The organism is Bacillus sp. JNUCC-21 (genome assembly GCF_041222765.1).
GTDB classification, from domain to species: domain Bacteria; phylum Bacillota; class Bacilli; order Bacillales; family Bacillaceae; genus Bacillus; species Bacillus velezensis.
Genome location: NZ_CP166019.1, coordinates 712,477 through 733,404, shown reverse-complemented (window position 1 = coordinate 733,404; position 20,928 = coordinate 712,477). Strand labels below are relative to the sequence as shown.

Below are 20,928 nucleotides of genomic sequence, written 5' to 3'. Positions count from 1 at the left end.
GGAACAACCACTTATCTTGAAGGAGGATTCAGTATGCCGAATCATCAGCAGCAAATTCAATTGGCAAGACGCCCCAAAGGCGTTCCCGCCCATGACGATTTCCGCTTTGAAACGATTGCCGTGCCCGAACCGAAAGACGGCGAAGTGCTTGTGAAAACGAGTTATGTGTCCGTTGATCCGTACATGCGCGGACGGATGCAGGATACAAAATCATATGTAGAGCCGTTCGCTTTAGATGAAGCCATAACAGGCGGAGTGATTGCCGAGGTTCTGACAGACGGCGATAAGCTGAAAAAAGGAGATGTTGTGATCGGAAATCTCGCGTGGCAGGAATATTCAGCCGTCAATGAGTCCGCCCTCCGCAAGTTGGATACGGATATCGCACCCGCCCAGGCGTATCTCGGCATTTTAGGGATGACCGGACTGACCGCTTACTTCGGGCTGCTCGATATCGGCCGTCCGAAAAAAGGCGAAACCGTCGTCGTTTCAGGCGCGGCGGGCGCCGTCGGCTCAACAGTCGGACAGATTGCCAAAATCAAAGGCGCGCGGGTTGTCGGCATCGCCGGATCTGATGAAAAAATCGCGTATTTGACAGAGGAGCTTCAATTTGATGAAGCCATTAATTACAAAACGGCGGATGATATTCAAAAAGCGCTGGAACAGGCATGTCCTGACGGCGTCGATGTCTATTTTGACAATGTCGGCGGACCGATTTCAGATGCGGTGATAAACCTGCTGAATGAATTCGCCCGCATTCCGGTATGCGGAGCGATCTCATCGTACAATACCGAAAGTGAAGAAGAAGACATGGGCCCCCGCGTCCAGCCGAAGCTGATCAAAACAAAAGCGCTGATGCAGGGATTCATCGTCAGTGATTATGCTGACCGCTTTTCCGAAGGTGCGAAACAATTGGCCGAATGGCTTAAGGACGGAAAGCTTCATTATGAAGAAACGATTACGGAAGGATTCAGCAATATTCCTGACGCGTTCCTCGGCCTGTTTAAAGGAGAAAACAAAGGCAAACAGATCATCAAAGTCAGTGATCCAAGTTAACATGATGATGACAAAAAGGAGGGCTTTGTCCCCTCCTTTTCTTCTTTTTCGGATCAGCCGCGAAGAATCAAAGTAAGAAAGCCGTCTTCACCAGGCTCCGTATCTTCCAAAGTGAATCCCGCTGCTTGAAAGCAGGCTAAACTGATTTGATTGTCTTTTTCGATGCTTGCCGCCCATTCCCGCACGCTACTAACATCAGGGTCAGTCAGCAGTTTTTGCAAGATCTGTTTTCCGTACCCTTGAAGCTGGTACAAAGGATTGACGATCAATCCGATATACGCCGCTCCTCCACAAACTCTATAGAGACCATGCCTGCCGGACACTCCCCGTCATATGCCATAATGACAGTATCGTCTTCATCTTTATTCAATCGTGCATACCACGCGTCTAATGGCAGCATCGCATCCATTCTCCGTCTGATATCATCGTTCTTAAACCAGTGTTCAAGTATTTTCAGCTCACGTTCCTTCAATATTTGAAATCTGTCTATTGAAACCATCTTCCCGCCCCCGCCTGAACCTTTTCTATTATTTTACAACAAAAAAAACGAAGGGCTTCCCGCCCTCCGTTTCTTATTTCTCAGATAATTTTCCGCCTGAATAAACGGCCTCTTTCAGCGCAATTCCGAGTGATTTGGCCATTTTTTTCAATTTGGATTCTTCCATCGGCGTAACAAGGCTGAGTACGGTTCCTTCTTTACCGGCCCGCCCCGTCCGGCCTGATCTGTGAATGTACCCGTCTTCATTCGGGATGTCCGCGTGAATGACGTACGGAAGATCATCGATATCGAGTCCGCGCGCCGCAATGTCAGTGGCCAGAAGCAGCGGAAATTCTCCCCGTTCAAACGCTGATAATATCTTTGCCCGCTCCATTTTTTTCGCTTCTCCATGCAGAATGCCGAGATCCACGTGGTGATAGGCGAGTTTTTCCGCATAGACGCTTAAATTTCCGATATCTCTGACGAACACGAGCGCCTGCATGCCGTTCAGCCGTGACAGCTTTTGCAATAGCTTTACTTTATCCCGCTGATCGCAGACGAGATATTGATGTGTGACGCGCGCTTTTTCCGCCGTATTCCGCTCCACTTTCAAAACGGCCGGTTCGTGCGCGATGGTATTCAGCACCTGTTCTGTTTCCGGCTGCAGCGTAGCGGAAAAGCTTAAAAGCTGTCGGTCTTTCAGCGTCGTTTTAATGATTTTTTTCATCGTTTCGCGGTGTTCCTGTGTCACGAGCTGATCCGCTTCATCAAGAACGATCGTCTTGACTTCATGCATTTTCAGCTTTTTCGCCTGAATCAATTCGAGCACCCTGCCCGGTGTGCCCGCAATGATATGCGGTTTATTTTTGAGCTTTTCCACCTGCTTTTTCACGTTTGCCCCGCCGATCAAAGACAAAGCGCGAAGATCGGAGCCTTTTATCCACTCCTGAATCACTTGAAAAATCTGCATCACAAGCTCGCGGGACGGCGCTAAAATGATCACTTGCGGATGTTTCTGTTCCGGGTTGATCCGCTCCAGAACCGGAAGCGTGTACGCCAATGTTTTTCCCGTTCCCGTCGGGGATTCGGCGATGACGTCTTTCCCTTCCATAATCACCTGAGCGGCTTTTTCCTGAATGACGGTCGGCTCCTGAAAACCTGACGCCTCCCAGTTTTCGGCGATAAATGGTTGTGTATGCTGTAAAAATGGCCATGTTTGGGTCATGTCGTTCTCCTCAATTCTTAAAATCTACTCCATAGTATCTCAAATGCACGCGCCAAACGCAATTTTCTTTTTCCTTCCAAGCCTTTTAACAAACGGTCTCCTCCTTTATAATCATAAATGAGAAAGACACATGATAAAAAAAGCGTGTCTGATAACGATAGAGGTGTAATGATGAGTATTTTATCCGTAAAAGATTTAAGCCACGGCTTTGGTGACCGTGCGCTTTTTAACAATGTATCGTTCCGTCTTTTAAAAGGGGAGCACGTCGGCTTAATCGGAGCAAACGGCGAAGGTAAATCAACGTTTATGAATATTATTACCGGAAAGCTTGAGCCTGATGAGGGTAAAGTTGAATGGGCGAAAAACGTGCGCGTCGGCTACCTCGATCAGCATACCGTGCTTGAAAAAGGAAAAACGATCCGCGACGTGCTGAAAGATGCGTTCCATTACTTATTTGCGATGGAAGAGGAAATGAATGAGATTTACAACAAAATGGGCGAAGCGGACCCTGATGAGCTTGAGCAGCTGCTTGAAGATGTCGGTGTCATTCAAGACGCCCTGACAAACAATGATTTCTACGTGATTGACAGCAAAGTTGAAGAAATCGCCCGCGGCCTCGGCCTGCAGGATGTCGGACTTGACCGCGACGTCACAGATTTAAGCGGCGGACAGCGGACGAAAGTGCTGCTCGCCAAACTGCTTTTGGAAAAACCGGAAATCCTTCTGTTGGACGAACCGACCAACTACCTTGATGAGCAGCATATTGAATGGCTGAAACGCTATTTGCAGGAATATGAAAATGCGTTCATCTTAATTTCTCACGACATTCCGTTTTTAAACAGCGTGATCAATTTGATTTATCATGTGGAAAATCAGGAGCTGACTCGTTATGTCGGCGACTACCATCAGTTTATGGAAGTCTACGAAGTGAAAAAACAGCAGCTCGAAGCCGCCTATAAAAAACAGCAGCAGGAAGTGGCTGAGCTGAAAGATTTCGTCGCCCGCAACAAAGCGCGCGTCAGCACGAGAAATATGGCGATGTCCCGCCAGAAAAAGCTTGATAAGATGGATATGATCGAACTGGCGGCCGAAAAACCGAAACCGGAATTCCATTTCAAGCCTGCGAGAACGTCAGGCAAGCTCATTTTTGAAACGAAGGACTTAGTCATCGGCTACGATACTCCGCTGTCACGCCCGCTCAATCTCAGAATGGAGCGCGGACAGAAAGTCGCCCTGTACGGCGCAAACGGCATCGGGAAGACGACGCTGTTAAAAAGCCTGCTCGGTGAAATCCAGCCGCTGGAAGGCACGGTGGAACGGGGCGAGCATCAATACACGGGCTATTTCGAGCAGGAAGTGAAAGAAACCAATAACAATACGTGCATCGAAGAAGTGTGGAGCGAATTTCCTTCCTTTACCCAGTACGAAATCCGCGCCGCCCTCGCCAAATGCGGCCTGACGACCAAACACATTGAAAGCCGCGTCTCCGTTCTCAGCGGAGGAGAAAAAGCGAAGGTCAGACTGTGCAAGCTGATCAATTCAGAAACAAACCTGCTCGTGCTTGACGAACCGACAAACCACCTGGATGTCGATGCGAAAGAAGAGCTGAAACGTGCGCTGAAAGAATACAAAGGCTCTATTCTGCTGATTTCCCACGAACCCGAGTTCTACATGGATATCGCGACGGAAACATGGAATTGTGAATCTTGGACGACGAAAGTGCTGTAAACACAAAAAGGAACTCCCGCCTGTGCGGAAGTTCCTTTTTTTCTTAATGTCCGGCTTTTATTCCGGCGAGATGTTTGCGTCCCATGAGAAGGACAAGCATGCCGACAAAAACGACGATCCCGCCTACTGTATATGGAGTGCTTGCGGTGAAGTGTTCTGACAGCATCCCCGCAATCCACGGAGCGAGCGCACCGCCGATAAAACGGACTGAGCTGTAGGCTGAAGACGCGATTGAACGTTCAACCGGCGCAGAACCCATCACAGCGGTTGTCATGATCGTATTCACCATACCGAGAACAGCACCGGCGACAACGATACACGTAATGATCAACGTCTGATGGTCAGTCCAGATCCCCATGACGATGAGAATGACCGCAAAGGCGATAAAGAGAACGACGAGCGAACCCACTGTTCCCAGCGCTTTGTGCACGAGCGGCGCCGTAAAGACTGACGTAATTGCCAGCAATAACCCCCAGCCGAAGAAGACGTATCCAAGGCCGTGTTCATCTAAATCCAGCACGAACGGAGAATAAGCAAGCAAAATAAAAAATCCAAAGTTGTATAAGAATGCAGATACTGCCATTGTCAAAAGGCCTTTATATTTGAGCGCCTTCATCGCATCAAACACACCGACGCGTTTCGCCGGTTTCGGCAGCTTCGGCAGCATGAGTGAAATCGCGCAAAGCGCTATGAACATGAGGACAGACACTCCGAAGAACGGAGCGCGCCATGAGATGCTGCCAAGCTCTCCGCCTGCAAGCGGCCCGACGGAAATCCCCAAGCCGAGTGCAGCCTCATACAGAATAATGGCTTTGGCGCTGCCGCCGACGGATACCCCGACAATGACGGCAAGCGCGGTTGAAATAAAGAGAGCATTCCCAAGCCCCCAGCCGCCGCGATAGCCGACAAGCTGAGCGATTGAACTTGAGCTTCCGCCGAGGGCGGCAAACACGATGATAAAAATAAGTCCGAGAAGCAGCGTCCATTTTGCGCCGATCCGGCTTGAAATCGCGCCGGAGAAAAACATCATAAAACCGGTAACGAGCAAATAACTTGTAAATAACAGAGATACTTCACTAGGTGAAGCATGTAATTGTGCGGCGATCGCCGGAAGAATCGGATCGACAAGACCGATTCCCATAAAGGAAATAACACAGGCAAACGCAACCGCCCAAACGGCTTTCGGCTGGCTGAATAAGCCTGTTTTCTGTTGTGATGATGTATCCATTTGACCAGACCTCCTGTTTCATCCATTAAAAGAAACGCTATATCCATAGCGTTTACAGCAAAATCATTCGATTGATTGAATGGCGCGGTCAGCTTTTTCTTTCATTCCGTTAAGGCGCGTTTTAAAATGCTGAAATGTGCTGATCTTCTCATCAATCATCTCAAGCTGGTGGTTCAAAGCCTGCTGAATCTCTTCCAGCTTTTCTTTCCGTTCCTTCGGATCCAGTGACAACAAGTACCCCTCTTTGTTTAATTCCAGCTGACGGCTCATCTCCATAAACTGCTGAAGCTCCTGAAGGGAAAAACCGAGCACTTCTTTTGTGCTGGTTACTTTTTCGAGCTCCTCCATATCATCTTCAGAGTATAGCCGGACGCCGCCTTCTGTCCGTTTAGGAGCAGGAATCAAACCAATCTCCTCGTAAAAACGAATGGTTCGTTTTGTCAATCCGCTTCGCTTGGCAACTTGATCAATCTTCATCCATTCCAAGGTGAATCCCCCTCTTGTCGTATCTGTTTCTATTATACACCATTTGAACCTTAACGTAAACGTTAACTTTTTATGACTGATAAACTTTGCTTGGACAAAACGTTTGTCTTTAAAGCGCCGGGAGACATCTGTGTAAGATAAAAAAAGCCGGTATGACCCGCCATCTTTCTCGGGGGCCGTACCGGCTTTTCTTAATTCTCAAGTTCTTCAATTATCAGTGACAATTCGGTCCAGCGCTCCATCGCCGCTTCAAGCTCTTCAGCCGTTTTTGCCTGTTCGGCCATCAGTTCTTGAATCTTTCCGAAATCACTTCCCGCTTCAGCGATTTCCGCTTCCAGACGCTGATGCTTTTCTTCAAGGCCGGCGATTTTGTCTTCGATGCCGTCCCATTCGATCTGATCCTTATATGAAAGCTTTTTGCGCTTTTTCTTCGGCTCTTCCTCCGTCTTTTTCTCTTCGGCCGGCTGTTTTACCGCCGTCTTCTTCGCTTTTGCGTGTTCCATGTATTCACTGTACGAACCTTGGAAACGGGAAATGACACCGTTTCCTTCAAATACGATCAGGCGGTCAATGACGCGGTCAAGGAAATAGCGGTCATGGGATACGGTGATGACGACGCCTGGGAACTGTTCGATATAATCTTCGAGCACGCTTAATGTTTCCGTGTCCAGATCATTGGTCGGCTCATCTAAAAACAGCACATTCGGTTCCTGCATCAGTACATTCAGCAAGTACAGACGGCGCTTTTCCCCGCCCGACAGCTTTCTGATATATGTCTGCTGCATCGGACGCGGGAACAGAAAACGCTCAAGCATTTGTTCCGCGGTGATGACATCGCCTTCCGCCGTTTTGACGATTTCAGCCGTCTCTTTTATATATTCAATGACTTTCATATCACCGTTCATTTCGCTGTGGTCCTGGGTGTAGTAGCCGATCCGGACCGTCTGCCCGATGATGATATTGCCGCTGTCAGGCTGAATTCTGCCGGCGAGGCTGTTTAAAAGTGTCGTTTTCCCGATTCCGTTCGGCCCGATGATGCCGATTCGTTCCCCCGGGATGACAAGCTCATTAAACCGGCTGATCAGCGCTTGGCCGTTATAGGTAATGGTGACGTTATCGGCTTCGATCACCTGTTTTCCGAGACGGTGGGAGCCGATCGCGAAATCGAGTGATCCGGAGACTGCCGGCCCTTTTTGCTCTTTGAGCGCCTCCGCTCTGTCCACTCTCGCTTTTTGTTTCGTCGAGCGCGCTTTCGCCCCTCTTCTGAGCCACGCCAATTCGCGGCGCAGGAGGTTTTGACGTTTTGTTTCTTTCTGCTCCGCCAGCGCTTCCCGTTCGGCCCGTTTTTCCAGGAATACTTCATAGTTTCCTTTATACGTATAAAGGCTTCCTCTCTCAAGCTCGTAAATTCTGTTCGTCACCCTGTTCAGAAAATATCTGTCGTGCGTGACAAGCATAACGGCGCCCGGATATTGCGATAAGTAGCCTTCCAGCCATTCAATCGTTTCATTGTCCAAGTGGTTTGTCGGTTCATCCAAAATGAGCAGGTCAGCCGGCTGGATGACGTTTTTCGCAATCGCGACGCGCTTTCTCTGGCCGCCGGACAGCTCACTGACATCCTTCATCAGATCGGTGACGCCAAGTTTGGTTAAAACCGTTTTGGCTAACGTATTCGCCTCCCACGCATCATTCGCGTCCATTCGGGCCTGCGCATCAAGCAGCTGTTTCTGGCGCTGGTCATTTTCCGGTTCTTCATTCAGCGCCTGAAGCGCTTTTTCGTATTCTCTCATCGTTCTCATGACGGCTGATCCGCCGGAATAAATATGCTCAAGTACGGTTTGTCCGGCCGGAAGATCAGGGTCCTGATGCAAAAACTCAATATGCACGTTTCCTGAAGCCGTAATCTCGCCTTCCTCCGTTGATTCAAGGCCGGCAATGGTTTTCAGAAGCGTAGACTTCCCCGTTCCGTTCGGGCCGATTAAACCGATTCTTTCATTCTCTTCAATATGAAAGGAGATATGGTCGAATAATGTCTTATCTCCGTATGTTTTATAAAGGTTTTCCGCTTTTATGATGCTCATGGTCCCTATCAATCCTCACGTAAGTTCATGTGTTCATTTTAAATCAGGCGCTGGAATAAAACTAGTAAAAGGACAGACAAATTTCTTGGAAGAGATCATTTTGTCCGAAGAATGTTTCCGCCTCTCCTTTTATACACTGGAGGTGAAGAGGTGATGACATGATCAGCGTCAGTTTGTGCGTTATCGTGAAAAATGAAGAGGAAGTGCTTGCGGGCTGTCTTGATTCCGTCAAAGACATTGCGGATGAAATTGTGATTGCTGATACGGGCTCGACCGACCGGACGAAAGAAATCGCGGCCCGTTATACGGATAAGATTTATGATTTTGAATGGATCGATCACTTTGCGGCCGCTCGTAACTTTGTGTTTTCGAAAGCGGAAATGGATTATATTCTGTGGCTGGACGCCGACGATATATTGACGGAAAAGGACCGTGAAAAGCTGATTGAACTGAAGGCGTCGCTTTCAAAAGAGGTGGACGCGGTATCCATGTATTATCACGTCGGCTTTGATGCTCGGGGAGAGGTCAGCTTCAGATACCGCCGCAACCGTCTCGTTAAGCGTGAAAAAGGATTCCGCTGGATCGGAGCCGTGCATGAGTATCTTGAAGTATACGGAAACATCATAGAAACCGATATTGCCGTCACACACCGGAAATCCGCGAAAAAGCACTCGCCTCCCTCAGACCGCAACTTGAAGATTTATGAGAAAATGGCGGAAAACAGTGAAACGATGACACCGCGCGATTTGTTTTACTTCGCGAATGAATTAAAGGATCACGGCCAGTATCAGCGCGCCATCACGTATTATCACCATTTTCTTTCCACAAAACAGTGCTGGATCGAAGACGAGATCAGAACATGCCAATATCTATCCGATTGCTACAGGGCGGTCGGCCATGAAGAGGCCGCCATGACGTCTCTCTTAAAATCATTTCTGATCGATTGTCCGCGACCGGAGTTCTGCTGCAGGCTCGGCGACTATTTTGCGGAGAAACGGCAATACCGGCAGGGCGTGTTTTGGTATGAGCTCGCCCTATCCGCCAAAAGCAGTGATGCAGGCTTTACCCAGCTCGAATATTCCACCTGGTATCCCCATCTTCAGCTCTGCGTCTGCCACTGGCAGCTCGGCGACAGAGAAAAAGCGAAGATTCATAACGACAAAGCCGCCTCCTATCATCCATCACATCCGAGTGTCCTGTATAATCAAAACGTGCTCGGCACATAACATCAAAAAAAGAGCTGCCCCGTATGAAGGGCAGCTCCTTATTGATTACGCTGTCGGAATTCCTCCGCTTACACTGTAAATTTGGGATGTCACATAGCTCGATTCTTCTGAGGCCAAAAAGACATAAATCCCTGCTAGCTCCGCCGGCTGTCCGGCGCGCTTTAATGGAACGGCCGGTGTTTCCTTGCCGAATTTCGGAATGTTTTCACCGGGCTGCCCTCCCGAAATCTGCAGCGGCGTCCAGATCGGCCCCGGCGCTACCGAGTTGACTCTGATTCCTTTATTCGCCAGCTGTTTTCCTAAGCCGACGGTAAAACCGATAATGGCATGTTTCGTCGCGGCATAATCCAACAGCATCGGGCTTGGATTATACCCTTCTACGGACGTTGTCGTGATAATAGACGCGCCTTCCGGCAGATACGGAAGCGCGGCTTTGACGAGCCAATACAGCGAGAATACGTTGACTTCAAATGTTTGATAGATTTGTTCTGTGGCAAGATCGCTGATATCATCCACTGCCTGCTGTTTGCCGGCGACAAGAGCGAGCGTGTCAAGACCGCCAAGCTCTTGATACGCTTTTTCCGCCAATTCTCCGCAAAACGCTTCATCGCTTAAATCTCCCGGCAGCAGAACGGCTTTTCTTCCCTCTTTTTCAATTAACGCTTTCACTTCTTCGGCATCCGGCTGTTCCTCAGGCAGATAGTTAATCGCCACATCCGCCCCTTCCCGGGCATAAGCAATCGCGGCGGCCCGGCCGATACCTGAATCGCCGCCGGTGACGAGGGCTTTTCTTCCCTTCAGCTTTCCGGCTCCTTTATAGCTTGTTTCACCGCAGTCCGGCACAGGCTTCATCTCTTTCTGCAAACCGGGCGGTTCTTGATATTGTTTTGGAAATTCATCATGATCATATTTCGTCAGCGGGTTGTGCAGATTTGCATCAGACATACAAGACTCTCCTTTATCATTGGTGATGTATTCGTATGTGTACCCCTTTAGCATGACGGATCAAACGTGTAAGTGCAGTTTCCGATTGATAAAGGAAAAACAAAAAAGGAGCCCGTAAGCTCCCTTTTTTTATGACTCTCCGAGTACGTTTTCAGCCATTTTCGCTAAATGCTGGGCGCTTCCCGAAATTTCCTGCATCGTGGCAGAAATTTGTTCAACCGCCGCCGCTTGGCCGTTTGTGTTCTGGTTGATGGATTCAATAGAGTCCTCCAGCCCTTTCAGCAGGCTGTGGATTTTTTTCGTAATCTGGTCAATTTGGCCGACGTTGTCTTTTGAATGAGTGGCAAGCTTGCGGATCTCATCCGCCACCACGGAAAAGCCCTTGCCGGATTCTCCTGCTCTCGCGGCTTCAATGGCCGCATTCAAACCGAGCAGATTGCTTTGATCCGAGATGCCCTTGACAGTGACGGAAATGTCGGCGATTTCTCCCGCGCTTTCACTGACTTGTTTCGCCTGAGCGGAAATTCCGGTCATCTGTGCTGAGAAACCGCTGATGGATTCTGAGATATCCGCGATGGCCGAAGCGGTCTGTTCCACGACGGCGGACAGGCTTTCAGCGACATCATGAAGCTTGGCTGATTTTTCAAGGCTCGTGCCGAGACCGACGCCGCCGATGACTTTTCCGTTTTCATCGTGAAGCGGAATCGCTCTGGCGATCAGCGGAAATCCGAACAGCTCTTTCGGCACCATGCTTGTCTTCTTCTGATTCATGCGGATCGCGTCTGTAATGATGTCCCCTTTTTGCAGCGGGTCTCCCGGCTTTACGTTAAGAGAAAACGTTTTAGCCGGAATATTCACGATTAATTTTTCTGTATCATAAATTCCGATGGTGATGTCATCTTGGATCAGGCTGTTTAAAAAAGGCGCAACTTTGACAAATGCGTCAAGCAGGCTGTGCGTTTGCTGCTCCGTCTGTATACTCATTTCTTTCACTCCTTCTTAATATGGGAATTGCCGTTTTTCATGCTGAACCGAAATCCATTTCAGCGTGGTGAATTCTTCAAGGCTCCATTCGCCGTTCAGCCTGCCGAGACCTGATTGCTTCTCGCCGCCGAACGCGACGTTCGGTTCATCATTAATGGTCGTATCGTTGACGTGAATCATGCCGGTTTCGATCCGCTTAGCAAACTCAACGCCGCGCTCAACGTTTGCCGTATGCACGGCTCCGCTTAAACCGAACGGTGTCGCGTTTGCGATGCTTACCGCTTCATCCTCCGTTTCAAACGGCATGATGCAGACGGCCGGTCCGAACAGCTCCTCCTTCGCAATGCTCATCTCAGGTTTCACATCTTTTAAAATGACGGGCTCAGCGACCGTTCCGCTGAATCGGCCGGACAGCACCGGAACCGCTCCCTCTTCTATCGCTTTTTCGACAGACCGTCTCAAACCTTCCGCCTGTCTCTCATTGATTAAAGGGCCGATAACCGTATCAGGGTCCATCGGATCGCCGACTTTCAGCGATGACACTTTCGCTTCGTAAAGCTCTGTAAATTTGTCATATACAGATGTGTGAACGAGCACGCGGTTCGCCGACATACAGATCTGGCCTTGATGCGTAAACCGGCTGAATACAGCCGCATTGACGGCGTATTCAAGATCAGCATCCTCAAGCACGATCAGCGCGCTGTTTCCGCCAAGCTCCAACAGCGGTTTTTTAAAGTGTTTGACCGCAAGCTGTCCGATATAGCTGCCCACTCCGGTTGAGCCTGTAAATGAGATTATCCGCGGGACGGGATGCTCAACAAAGCTGTCGCCGATCTCCCCGATATCCGTCACGATAACATTCAGCAGCCCGTCCGGTACGCCGGCCGCTTCAAAAATTTTCGCGATAAGCGTTCCGCCGCAGATCGGTGTTTCTTCATGAGGCTTCAGCACGACGCCGTTCCCCGCGCCGAGTGCCGGCGCAACAGATTTCATCGAAAGGAAAAACGGGAAATTAAACGGGCTGATCACCCCCACGACTCCGGCGGGTATTCTGTACAGCCTGTTTTCTTTTCCGTCAATCGTGGACGGAAGAATTTTCCCTTCCATCCGCACCGGAAATGTTGCGGCTTCTTTTATCATATTTTTGACAAGTCCGATTTCAAACTCAGCCTTCAGCCGTGTTCCGCCAAGCTCCTCCATGATTAAGTAAATAATCGCTTCTTCGTGCTCTTCAATGAAAGAAACGGCTTTTTCCAAAATGGCCCGCTTTTTAAAAGGGTTTACTTTGTCCCATTCTTGTTTCGCAAGAGCCGCGGCGCAATATGCCGCATCCACGTCATCAGACGTCGCTTTTTGGAATGAGGTGATGACTTTTTGAGTATAAGGATTTCTGTTTTCCAATACGTTCCGGCTGCTCCCATCCCTCCATCGGCCGCCGATAAACTGCTTATTTAGTTCTTCATATTGAAACATGTAAAACATCTCCCTTTCACCGAAACTTGAAATTAGTTGATGAGTCATCTTTTGTATCGGTCTTAAGGTGAGAAAATTGAACTATTTCACAATAAAATTCCCGTTCCTTCCGTGCATCGACGCTTTTTAGCTTTGTCCTTTTAAAGTGGAAAATTCTTTAATTGACTGCGAGAAATTTCGACAATATAATACAAACGTCAGTGTATATAATGATAAGAATATTATGAATTTTCAGGAGGACCCATATGTCTTTACTATTTCGGAAAAAGCCGCTGGCCGACTTAAAGGCCCAGAGCAAACAGACCAGCCTGTCCCGCTCGTTAAGCGCTTTTGACTTGGTTTTGCTCGGAATCGGCTGTGTTGTCGGCACGGGGATTTTTGTGATTACCGGGACTGTGGCCGCGACAGGCGCAGGACCGGCTTTGATTCTGTCGTTTGTGCTCGCGGGCCTTGCCTGCGCGCTCGCCGCGTTTTGTTATGCGGAATTTTCTTCATCCATTCCGATTTCAGGCAGCGTATATACGTATTCATATGTCACTCTCGGGGAGTGTCTCGCGTTTTTAATCGGATGGGACTTAATGCTTGAATATGTCATCGCGCTCGCCGCCGTCGCAACCGGCTGGTCATCCTATTTCCAGTCGCTTCTTGCGGGTTTCGGGCTGCATCTTCCGGAGGCGCTGACCGCCGCACCCGGCAGCAAAACGGGTGCCGTGTTCAACCTGCCGGCCGTTATCATTATTTTGGTCATTACCGCGATTGTTTCAAGGGGCGTGAAAGAAAGCACCCGCTTTAACAATGTCATTGTATTGATGAAAATTGCGATCATTCTGCTGTTTATCATCGTCGGTTTCGGCTACGTGAAACCGGAAAACTGGTCGCCGTTTATGCCGTTCGGAATGAAAGGCGTCATCACGAGCGCCGCGACCGTTTTCTTCGCGTATCTCGGATTTGATGCCGTGTCAAACGCGTCGGAAGAAGTGAAAAACCCGCAGAAATCAATGCCGGTCGGAATCATCGGTGCGCTCGCCATCTGCACCGTCCTTTACATTACGGTATCGCTCGTCCTGACGGGAATGCTTTCGTACACTAAGCTGAATGTCGGGGATCCGGTATCTTTCGCGCTCCAATTTGTCGGCCAGAACAAGATAGCAGGCATTATTTCCGTCGGCGCGATTATCGGGATTACAACGGTCATGCTCGCTCTGCTTTACGCTCAGGTGCGCCTTACATTTGCGATGAGCAGAGACGGCCTTTTGCCCCGCATGTTTTCCAAGGTTCACCCGCGTTTTAAAACACCGTTTCAAAACACATGGGTGACGGGGATCGTTGCCGCCGGGATCGCGGGTTTTATTGATCTGGGAACCTTGGCGCATCTCGTCAACATGGGAACCTTGGCGGCCTTTACGGTCATTGCGATCGCCGTCATCGTTTTAAGAAAGAAACATCCGGAGATCAAATCTTCCTTCCGTGTTCCTTTCGTGCCTTTTGTGCCGATCATCAGCGCATGCTTATGCCTGTATCTCGCAAGCAGCCTGCCGGGCGTGACATGGCTCGCCTTTGTCATCTGGATCGCCGCCGGGATCGTCGTTTATATGATGTATTCGAGAAAACACAGTTTGTTAAATAAATAAAAAGGGAGGCTCTTTTTTCTGTTTGAGAAAGAAGAGCCTTTTTTGCACTTGATAATTCATTCACCTTATGAATAATATGGTGTATGCTTCGTTTACATAAAAAGGAGGAGAATCACTTTGGCAATTGCCGCCCCGCTTAAAGAAAAACCTGTCCATCGTCCCGAGACAACCATGTATTCTATTTTGTTCATTATCGGGATCTGTCATTTGCTGAACGATTCACTGCAAGCGGTGATTCCGGCGATGTTTCCGATATTGGAACGTTCCATGAATCTTACATTTACGCAGCTCGGAATTATCGCCTTTACGCTGAATATGGTGTCTTCCGTGATGCAGCCCGTCATCGGCTGGTATACGGATAAACGCCCGATGCCGTATGCTTTGCCGCTCGGACTCACCGCAAGCATGCTCGGCATTTTAGGTCTCGCGTTCGCCCCGTCTTTTCTGACGATTTTATGCTGTGTCTTTTTTATCGGCCTTGGCTCCGCCGTCTTTCATCCTGAAGGATCGCGTGTCGCCTACATGGCCGCCGGCGAAAAGCGCGGGTTGGCGCAATCGATTTACCAAGTCGGAGGGAATACCGGCCAGGCGATGGCGCCCTTGATTACCGCGCTGATTCTCGTTCCGCTTGGTCAATTCGGCTCTGTCTGGTTTACGCTAGTCGCCGCAATCGCTGTGCTGTTTCTCATCTATATCGCCAAATGGTATAAAGGCCGCCTTATTCATTTGCGCGCCGTAAGTAAAAAATCACCGGCCTCCGCTGTGCAGACCGTGATTACAAAACCGATTATTCTCGCCCTTATCATGATTATCTTCTTAATTTTCGCGCGCTCCTGGTATGTGAGCGCGATCGGCAACTTTTATACGTTCTATGCGATGAATGCCTATCATGTCAGCATTCAGCAGGCACAGAGCTACATCTTCGTCTTTTTATTTTTCGGAGCTGTCGGAACGTTTCTCGGCGGGCCGCTTGCAGACCGTTTCGGAAAGCGGAACGTCATCATTGTTTCGATGATAGCATCGGCTCCCTTGACGATTTTCCTTCCGTTTGCGGGGCCTGTCATCGCCTATGGCGTACTGGCGCTGATCGGCGTTGTTCTGATGTCCAGCTTCTCCGTGACGGTTGTCTACGCGCAGGAGCTTGTTCCAGGCAAAATCGGAACGATGTCAGGGCTTACAGTCGGGCTCGCCTTCGGAATGGGCGCGATCGGAGCCGTTGCGCTCGGAGCTCTTATTGATTCAGCGGGATTGACGCCGACCATGACAGCCGTCGCCTTTCTGCCCGTTTTAGGTCTGCTCGCCTTTGTCCTGCCGAGCGACAAAACATTAAAAGAATGGCATTCATAAAAATAATCCCTGCCTTTTCGGCAGGGATTTTATGTTTCAACCGTATAAAAATGAGTATCAGGAACCGCATATTTCGGAATAAACCCGTCTCTGAAATCAGGAAACGCTTTTTGAATTTCATCAATCCATTTTTTTACGTTTTTGATGTACGGCACGTAAATCATATTGACTGTCGCCTCGTCATCAATGTGATAGTACCAGCACAGATTGAATTCGTTCTCCGTGACGAGCGTAAAGCCTGAAAAATGATAAAAAATCAGCGGGGTGTCATTGACATATACAGCCCCGCCGCGCAGGCTGACGTCATATTGCTCAATATTCCACAGCGCCGCATTCGCGCCGATCGACTCCGTGACATGAACGTCTTCAAACTGCGCGGGCCACTTTTCAACATACCTTTGATCACCGTATGTCTTTTTTTCTTCATTCATCTCCACCGTACAATAAGAGATGCAATCCTGCCTCCACTGCCAGACCGCCCGATACGCTTCCCCGGTATTCCGCGCGCCGACAAACCCGGTGTTGTACTGCCCTGTCAGCTTGTAATAAGACGCAAACCGTTCTGAATTGCGGTGGTCCGTCAGAAAAAGGGAAGCATCCGGCTTTTCCGCAAACAGCTCGCCCGCATCTGAGAAGAAAAAGAGATCGGTGTCCAAGTGGGCAAAATATTCGGCTTCATCATACTCCGTCATCACATGGAACAGAAATGCCGGCTTCAGCGTCCAGCAATATTCATGAAACGTCCGGCCGCCCTTTGCTTCAAGCAGCTCCGGGTCCTCCATTTCATGGAGCTGAACCGCCGTGATATGTTCCCACGGCACCTGCTGAAGCAGTTCGTACGCTTTCTGATCGACACACAGCACATACAGATGAAAATCCCGGCAATGCTCATGGAGAGAATGAATCATCGGCATCAGTTTAAAGATATGCGTTCTGGAAACAATGGTTGAAAAATGATATTTACTCACCATATCACATCCAATTTATTTAAGATCCACATGCAGTAAATCAGCAGCCAGCGCTTTGAACGCCCTTGCAAAGTGCGTGACGCCCAGCTTTTTTTCTGCTTTTGCCAAAAGCTTTCCGACCTCCGGCAGATTGAAGCTGTTCGCCGTGATCCGCGGGCTTTTCGTCTTCCAGTCCGGGTCGAGGTTGCGGTCTTTAACCGCGTGCAGCAGCTCGAGAAAAATGTGCAGCAGGCTTTCATATTTCTCATAATTAAGCAGCACTTCGATGTCTGCCATCATGCTGTTGGTTAACTCCGCGTCAAACGGGCCGTTAAACGCGAGGTGCACGTCAAGCGAATGAATGTCATTATACTTGTCGCACATGTACGCGATATTCGCCCTGATGTCATCAACGGAAGCGCAGTTGCTCGGATGCTCCTGATGGACGCTCATGATATCGCGCCGCAGCTGAAATCTCATTCCCGACTGATGAAGCCTGATGCCGAGATCATAATCTTCAAAGCCGTATCTGACAATGCCTTCATCAAACAGGCCGAGATCTGCCACGTGCTGTCTCTTGACTGACGAATTGTTCGTAATGAAAAAACGCCACGGCAGACGGTAGCCGTTCAAATCATCTCCGTATTTTTCCAAAATGCTTTTCAGCACCCGGATAAAGTCGGTATCTAAATCAAAACATTGGTCAAGAAAACTTCCGTCTCTGATATCACTTTCATCAAGGAGCGGCTCTTTATCGCCCGGCAGCTCTTCATACAGTTCGGCGAGTTTTTCCTTATGCTCTTTTTCAAAACGGTCATAATAAAAGCTGTAAATCCGCTTCCAGAACATACCGCATACGACAAGATCGTCCCGGTTCTCATGAGCCTTGATATGCTTCGCCACCAAATCCTTTTCGGCAAGCATATCGCTGTCATGGAAGATCAAAATATTGCCTCTGGCATTGCGGACCGCCTGATTCCGGCCGTAAGCGATCCCTCTGTTTTCTTTAATTCTCACAAAAATCAGCGGAAAATTCGCGCTGAATGATTCAAGCATGGATAAGGTTCCGTCTTCCGAACCGTTGTCAGCCACAATCACTTCGAACGGCTCTGTGCATTCCTGTTCATTCAGGGACAGCAGGCTGTTATAAAGCCGCTCCTTGGAATTATATGCGGGAACAATGACGCTTGCCTTCACTTTTCGTTCACTTCCTGTATATGATCATTTATTTGTTATCATCCTCAGATGCAAAGCCGCTGAACTCCGGGCAGACGGCGCTGACCGTCCCGATCACCCGCTTCAGAATGTCCTGATAAAGCTGATGGACAAACGGCAGGTCGGTCCGGTCCGTCTCATGAATCTGCCGAATGTCGCCGGCTGTAACGATCCGGTATCCGCTGAAATGATAGAAAATCAGCGGACTTCCGTCTTCGAGCACAAGACGCCCGTCCTTCCATGAAAACGTGTGGCGGCCGTAATTCCAATGGCCGATATTCACGCCGGGCGTGGTGATGTCACACACATTCGGGAACAGGCCGGACATGTAATCCAAGTAGCCTTGATCTCCGAATTTTCCTTCGCCCGGCGCATTTTTGCATTCTTCCAGGCAGCGTTCTTTCCACCATCTGAGACAATCTGTGCCGGCACTGTCGGTTTTGAAGCTGAGAAAACCGGAATTATACCGGCCTAAAAGACGCTGCAGCATGTCGATTTCCTGTTTTTCAAATGAGGGAATGACGATATCGCCCCGTGACAGAAGCACCGAACAATCCGGCTGATTGTCAAAAATCGCGCGCGGATCAGCGAAGAAAAACAAATCGGCATCAATGTACGTGACACGCTCTAATTCCGGATGTCCGTCCAGCACGAATTCGAGAAATACCGGCTTCACCGTCCAGCAGTATTCGCTCTGATCCCTCGTCCGCTTCAGTTCAAGGAGCTCCTCATTTTCCAGTGCGGACACCTGAATCAAGGTGACATTATCCTGCCGCATTGCCTGAAGCACGTCATAGGTGTCTTGATCCATACACAAAGTAAAAATGGGGGCGTCCGCCTGAACCGCTTTCAATGAGCCGAACAAAGCGATAGCCTGATACAGCCTTCCTTTTGATAAAACTGTGCAATATGCGCTTGTCACGTCTTTCTCTCACCTCTGTTTCTGTTACTTTTGAAAAAAGGCTTTATACCATTCGATCGTTTTTTCCAATCCTTCATCAATGGTATGTGCGGGCGTCCAATTCAGAAGCTTCCTCGCCTTTTCCGCCGATAAATATTGGTGCTTGATTTCATGGCTTCCCTGGTTGAGCACTTTCGGCTTGAGGTCACTGTCCATGGCCTTAAGAATTTTTTCTACAAGCTCCAGCACCGTCAGCTGAATCTCATTGCTGAAGTTGAACGCTTCTCCCGCAAGATTGAGCTCCTCCATCTTTTCCGCCAGCAAAAGGTATGCCTCGACCGCATCCTCGATGTAAAAATAATCACGGATAAATGTGCCGTCGCTGCGGATTTCCGGCGCTTCACCGTTCAGCACGAGCTGAATCGTCTGCGGAATAATCCGGTTGAAGTTCAAATCTCCGCCGCCGTACAAGTTGCCGCAGCGCGTAATACAGACCGGAAGTCCGTACGTATTAAAATATGTGTGGCTTAACAAATCGGCACAGCTTTTTGATACGTCATACGGATGTTTGCCCTGAAGAGGCATGTTTTCATCGTACGGCAGTGTCGGCTGGTCGCCGTACGCTTTATCACTGGACGCGACGATCACCCGCTTGATGAGCGGATGCCTGCGGCACGCTTCAAGGATGTTCCATGTGCCGAGAATATTGGCTTCAAATGTGGAAATCGGATTGCGGTTTGCGACGCCGACGATCGCCTGAGCGGCTAAATGAAAGACCGTGTCAATTTCATATTCGCCCAGCGCCCGCTCAATCACATCCAGATCTTCAAGCGCACCCTGCACGATATTCATTTGCTTCACTTGTTCTCCCTGATACAGGTTCGACTTGGGCACAGTGTCACGGACAAGTCCCGTCACATTGGCCCCCTGATCGATCAGTTCCTTCACCAAGCAGCTTCCTAAAAGACCTGTACATCCCGTCACAAACACATTTTTATTTTTCCAGAAACTCAAACTTGATCACCATACCTTCCATACATGTTGTCCCCGGTCCCACATCTTGTTGATTTCCAGCAGGTTTTTATACGTATCGATCGCCGTCCAGAAACCGTAATGCCGGTATACCGCCAATTCGCCGTCTTTCGCCAGCTCCTTCAGCGGTTCTTCTTCAAACATGACATCCCTGTCTTTCGGCAGATAATCAAATACCTTCGGGCTGAGCACGAAAAATCCGCCGTTGATGATGCCGTCACTTGAGGTTTTTTCAGAAAAGCTTTTCGCCATACCGTCTTCAACCGTCAGCGTTCCGAATTGCGAGGTCTTTTCTATACCGGTGACGGTCACCGCAGCCCCTTTTGATTGATGATAGCTGATCAGATGAAACAGGTTGATGTTGGCCAGTCCGTCCCCGTACGTCATAAGAAAGGTTTCATCACCGATGATGTCCTTCGCCTGTAAAAGCCGCCCCGCTGTCTGCGTGTGTTCCCCCGTGTCTAAAAAAGTGATTTTCCACGGCTCGGATTTTCCCAATATCCGCACTTCTCCGGTAGAGCTGTCCAGCGTCATGCTGTGATTCTTCCAGTCATAATCTAAGAAATATTCCTTAATCATCTCTCCTTTGAAACCAAGAAGCAGGATAAATTCGTTCACGCCATAGTATTGATAGAGTTTCATAATATGCCATAGAATCGGTTTGCCGCCTATCATGGCGAGCGGTTTGGGACGTTCATTGGTGATTTCGCTCATTCTCGTTCCTTTTCCGCCGCAGAGAATGACTGCTTTCATCTCTACCCCTCTTCTCTGTGAATATTGGATTCGAAACCGCCCGTATAAGAGAAACCAACCCGATAATTTGTCCGATTCTCTACCACCGGTTTCAAAATCTACTGTAAGATATGAGAGATTGGCGCCCTTTGTGACCAAAAGCTCTCTCTTTTTTCAGATTGGTGAAGATACACACAAAAAAAGAGCCTCACGGAA

17 protein-coding genes and 1 pseudogene are annotated in these 20,928 nt (G+C 49.1%); 5 read left to right on the top strand and 13 right to left on the bottom strand.

Features of this window, described 5'->3' with window-relative positions; translation table 11 throughout:
* Window positions 1-33 precede the first annotated feature (33 nt).
* The gene (locus tag JNUCC21_RS03805; RefSeq protein WP_032867521.1) at window positions 34-1,053 is read left to right on the top strand and encodes an NADP-dependent oxidoreductase; all 1,020 of its coding nucleotides are present in this window, start codon (window positions 34-36) and stop codon (window positions 1,051-1,053) included.
* Between the two features lie 53 nt (window positions 1,054-1,106).
* Here the strand turns inward: JNUCC21_RS03805 and JNUCC21_RS03800 are convergent.
* Together JNUCC21_RS03800 and JNUCC21_RS03795 are read right to left on the bottom strand one after the other, a co-directional pair.
* A pseudogene (locus JNUCC21_RS03800) lies at window positions 1,107-1,552 on the bottom strand (GNAT family N-acetyltransferase).
* 73 nt (window positions 1,553-1,625) lie between these two features.
* Complete coding sequence (locus JNUCC21_RS03795; protein WP_007408961.1) at window positions 1,626-2,756, bottom strand: DEAD/DEAH box helicase; 1,131 nt, start codon at window positions 2,754-2,756, stop codon at window positions 1,626-1,628.
* A 171-nt stretch (window positions 2,757-2,927) separates the two neighbouring features.
* Between JNUCC21_RS03795 and JNUCC21_RS03790 the strand changes: the two genes are divergently transcribed.
* The gene (locus tag JNUCC21_RS03790) at window positions 2,928-4,484 is read left to right on the top strand and encodes an ABC-F family ATP-binding cassette domain-containing protein (RefSeq protein ID WP_012117051.1); all 1,557 of its coding nucleotides are present in this window, start codon (window positions 2,928-2,930) and stop codon (window positions 4,482-4,484) included.
* Between the two features lie 43 nt (window positions 4,485-4,527).
* On the opposite strand, the gene JNUCC21_RS03785 is transcribed toward JNUCC21_RS03790, so the two are convergent.
* From JNUCC21_RS03785 to JNUCC21_RS03775, 3 genes are all read right to left on the bottom strand, one after another.
* The gene (locus tag JNUCC21_RS03785; protein WP_007408959.1) at window positions 4,528-5,712 is read right to left on the bottom strand and encodes an MFS transporter; all 1,185 of its coding nucleotides are present in this window, start codon (window positions 5,710-5,712) and stop codon (window positions 4,528-4,530) included.
* Between the two features lie 63 nt (window positions 5,713-5,775).
* Window positions 5,776-6,198 (bottom strand): MerR family transcriptional regulator, encoded by a 423-nt coding sequence (locus JNUCC21_RS03780; RefSeq protein WP_012117050.1) that lies wholly within the window; start codon window positions 6,196-6,198, stop codon window positions 5,776-5,778.
* Between the two features lie 191 nt (window positions 6,199-6,389).
* Window positions 6,390-8,279, bottom strand: a complete 1,890-nt coding sequence (locus JNUCC21_RS03775; RefSeq protein ID WP_072588883.1) for an ABC-F family ATP-binding cassette domain-containing protein — start codon at window positions 8,277-8,279, stop codon at window positions 6,390-6,392.
* A gap of 158 nt (window positions 8,280-8,437) precedes the next feature.
* Here JNUCC21_RS03775 and JNUCC21_RS03770 point away from each other — a divergent pair, with 158 nt between their 5' ends.
* Window positions 8,438-9,505, top strand: a complete 1,068-nt coding sequence (locus JNUCC21_RS03770; RefSeq protein WP_020953937.1) for a glycosyltransferase — start codon at window positions 8,438-8,440, stop codon at window positions 9,503-9,505.
* Between the two features lie 45 nt (window positions 9,506-9,550).
* Here JNUCC21_RS03770 and JNUCC21_RS03765 read toward each other — a convergent pair whose 3' ends face one another.
* The 3 genes from JNUCC21_RS03765 to JNUCC21_RS03755 form a co-directional block, all read right to left on the bottom strand.
* Complete coding sequence (locus JNUCC21_RS03765) at window positions 9,551-10,450, bottom strand: SDR family oxidoreductase (protein WP_007408956.1); 900 nt, start codon at window positions 10,448-10,450, stop codon at window positions 9,551-9,553.
* Window positions 10,451-10,579: 129 nt separating this feature from the next.
* Window positions 10,580-10,984, bottom strand: coding sequence for a methyl-accepting chemotaxis protein (locus tag JNUCC21_RS03760; protein ID WP_369878808.1), 405 nt, complete (start codon window positions 10,982-10,984; stop codon window positions 10,580-10,582).
* Between the two features lie 465 nt (window positions 10,985-11,449).
* Complete coding sequence (locus JNUCC21_RS03755; RefSeq protein WP_025284398.1) at window positions 11,450-12,907, bottom strand: aldehyde dehydrogenase family protein; 1,458 nt, start codon at window positions 12,905-12,907, stop codon at window positions 11,450-11,452.
* A 245-nt stretch (window positions 12,908-13,152) separates the two neighbouring features.
* Here JNUCC21_RS03755 and JNUCC21_RS03750 point away from each other — a divergent pair, with 245 nt between their 5' ends.
* Together JNUCC21_RS03750 and JNUCC21_RS03745 are read left to right on the top strand one after the other, a co-directional pair.
* Complete coding sequence (locus JNUCC21_RS03750) at window positions 13,153-14,538, top strand: amino acid permease (RefSeq protein ID WP_007408953.1); 1,386 nt, start codon at window positions 13,153-13,155, stop codon at window positions 14,536-14,538.
* A gap of 117 nt (window positions 14,539-14,655) precedes the next feature.
* The gene (locus JNUCC21_RS03745; RefSeq protein WP_007408952.1) at window positions 14,656-15,885 is read left to right on the top strand and encodes an MFS transporter; all 1,230 of its coding nucleotides are present in this window, start codon (window positions 14,656-14,658) and stop codon (window positions 15,883-15,885) included.
* Between the two features lie 29 nt (window positions 15,886-15,914).
* Here JNUCC21_RS03745 and JNUCC21_RS03740 read toward each other — a convergent pair whose 3' ends face one another.
* From JNUCC21_RS03740 to JNUCC21_RS03720, 5 genes are read right to left on the bottom strand one after another with little or no spacing between them, the layout of a single operon-like run.
* The gene (locus tag JNUCC21_RS03740) at window positions 15,915-16,853 is read right to left on the bottom strand and encodes a putative nucleotide-diphospho-sugar transferase (protein ID WP_007408951.1); all 939 of its coding nucleotides are present in this window, start codon (window positions 16,851-16,853) and stop codon (window positions 15,915-15,917) included.
* A gap of 15 nt (window positions 16,854-16,868) precedes the next feature.
* Window positions 16,869-18,029: a glycosyltransferase family 2 protein gene (locus tag JNUCC21_RS03735; protein WP_108654897.1), complete on the bottom strand. Its 1,161-nt coding sequence runs from the start codon at window positions 18,027-18,029 to the stop codon at window positions 16,869-16,871.
* A 28-nt stretch (window positions 18,030-18,057) separates the two neighbouring features.
* The gene (locus JNUCC21_RS03730) at window positions 18,058-18,969 is read right to left on the bottom strand and encodes a putative nucleotide-diphospho-sugar transferase (RefSeq protein WP_015239358.1); all 912 of its coding nucleotides are present in this window, start codon (window positions 18,967-18,969) and stop codon (window positions 18,058-18,060) included.
* A gap of 24 nt (window positions 18,970-18,993) precedes the next feature.
* A complete protein-coding gene (locus JNUCC21_RS03725; protein WP_012117042.1) occupies window positions 18,994-19,962 on the bottom strand; it encodes a GDP-mannose 4,6-dehydratase in 969 nt (322 codons plus the stop codon).
* A gap of 6 nt (window positions 19,963-19,968) precedes the next feature.
* Window positions 19,969-20,733 (bottom strand): glucose-1-phosphate cytidylyltransferase, encoded by a 765-nt coding sequence (locus JNUCC21_RS03720; RefSeq protein WP_015239357.1) that lies wholly within the window; start codon window positions 20,731-20,733, stop codon window positions 19,969-19,971.
* Window positions 20,734-20,928 lie beyond the last annotated feature (195 nt).

Excerpts from the sequence above, each read along its gene's own strand:
- JNUCC21_RS03805 (WP_032867521.1), top strand. The coding sequence starts at position 34 with ATGCCGAATCATCAGCAGCAAATTCAATTGGCAAGACGCCCCAAAGGC.
- JNUCC21_RS03795 (WP_007408961.1), bottom strand. The coding sequence starts at position 2,756 with ATGACCCAAACATGGCCATTTTTACAGCATACACAACCATTTATCGCC.
- JNUCC21_RS03790 (WP_012117051.1), top strand. The coding sequence starts at position 2,928 with ATGAGTATTTTATCCGTAAAAGATTTAAGCCACGGCTTTGGTGACCGT.
- JNUCC21_RS03785 (WP_007408959.1), bottom strand. The coding sequence starts at position 5,712 with ATGGATACATCATCACAACAGAAAACAGGCTTATTCAGCCAGCCGAAA.
- JNUCC21_RS03775 (WP_072588883.1), bottom strand. The coding sequence starts at position 8,279 with ATGAGCATCATAAAAGCGGAAAACCTTTATAAAACATACGGAGATAAG.
- JNUCC21_RS03770 (WP_020953937.1), top strand. The coding sequence starts at position 8,438 with ATGATCAGCGTCAGTTTGTGCGTTATCGTGAAAAATGAAGAGGAAGTG.
- JNUCC21_RS03765 (WP_007408956.1), bottom strand. The coding sequence starts at position 10,450 with ATGTCTGATGCAAATCTGCACAACCCGCTGACGAAATATGATCATGAT.
- JNUCC21_RS03760 (WP_369878808.1), bottom strand. The coding sequence starts at position 10,984 with ATGACCGGAATTTCCGCTCAGGCGAAACAAGTCAGTGAAAGCGCGGGA.
- JNUCC21_RS03755 (WP_025284398.1), bottom strand. The coding sequence starts at position 12,907 with ATGTTTCAATATGAAGAACTAAATAAGCAGTTTATCGGCGGCCGATGG.
- JNUCC21_RS03750 (WP_007408953.1), top strand. The coding sequence starts at position 13,153 with ATGTCTTTACTATTTCGGAAAAAGCCGCTGGCCGACTTAAAGGCCCAG.
- JNUCC21_RS03720 (WP_015239357.1), bottom strand. The coding sequence starts at position 20,733 with ATGAAAGCAGTCATTCTCTGCGGCGGAAAAGGAACGAGAATGAGCGAA.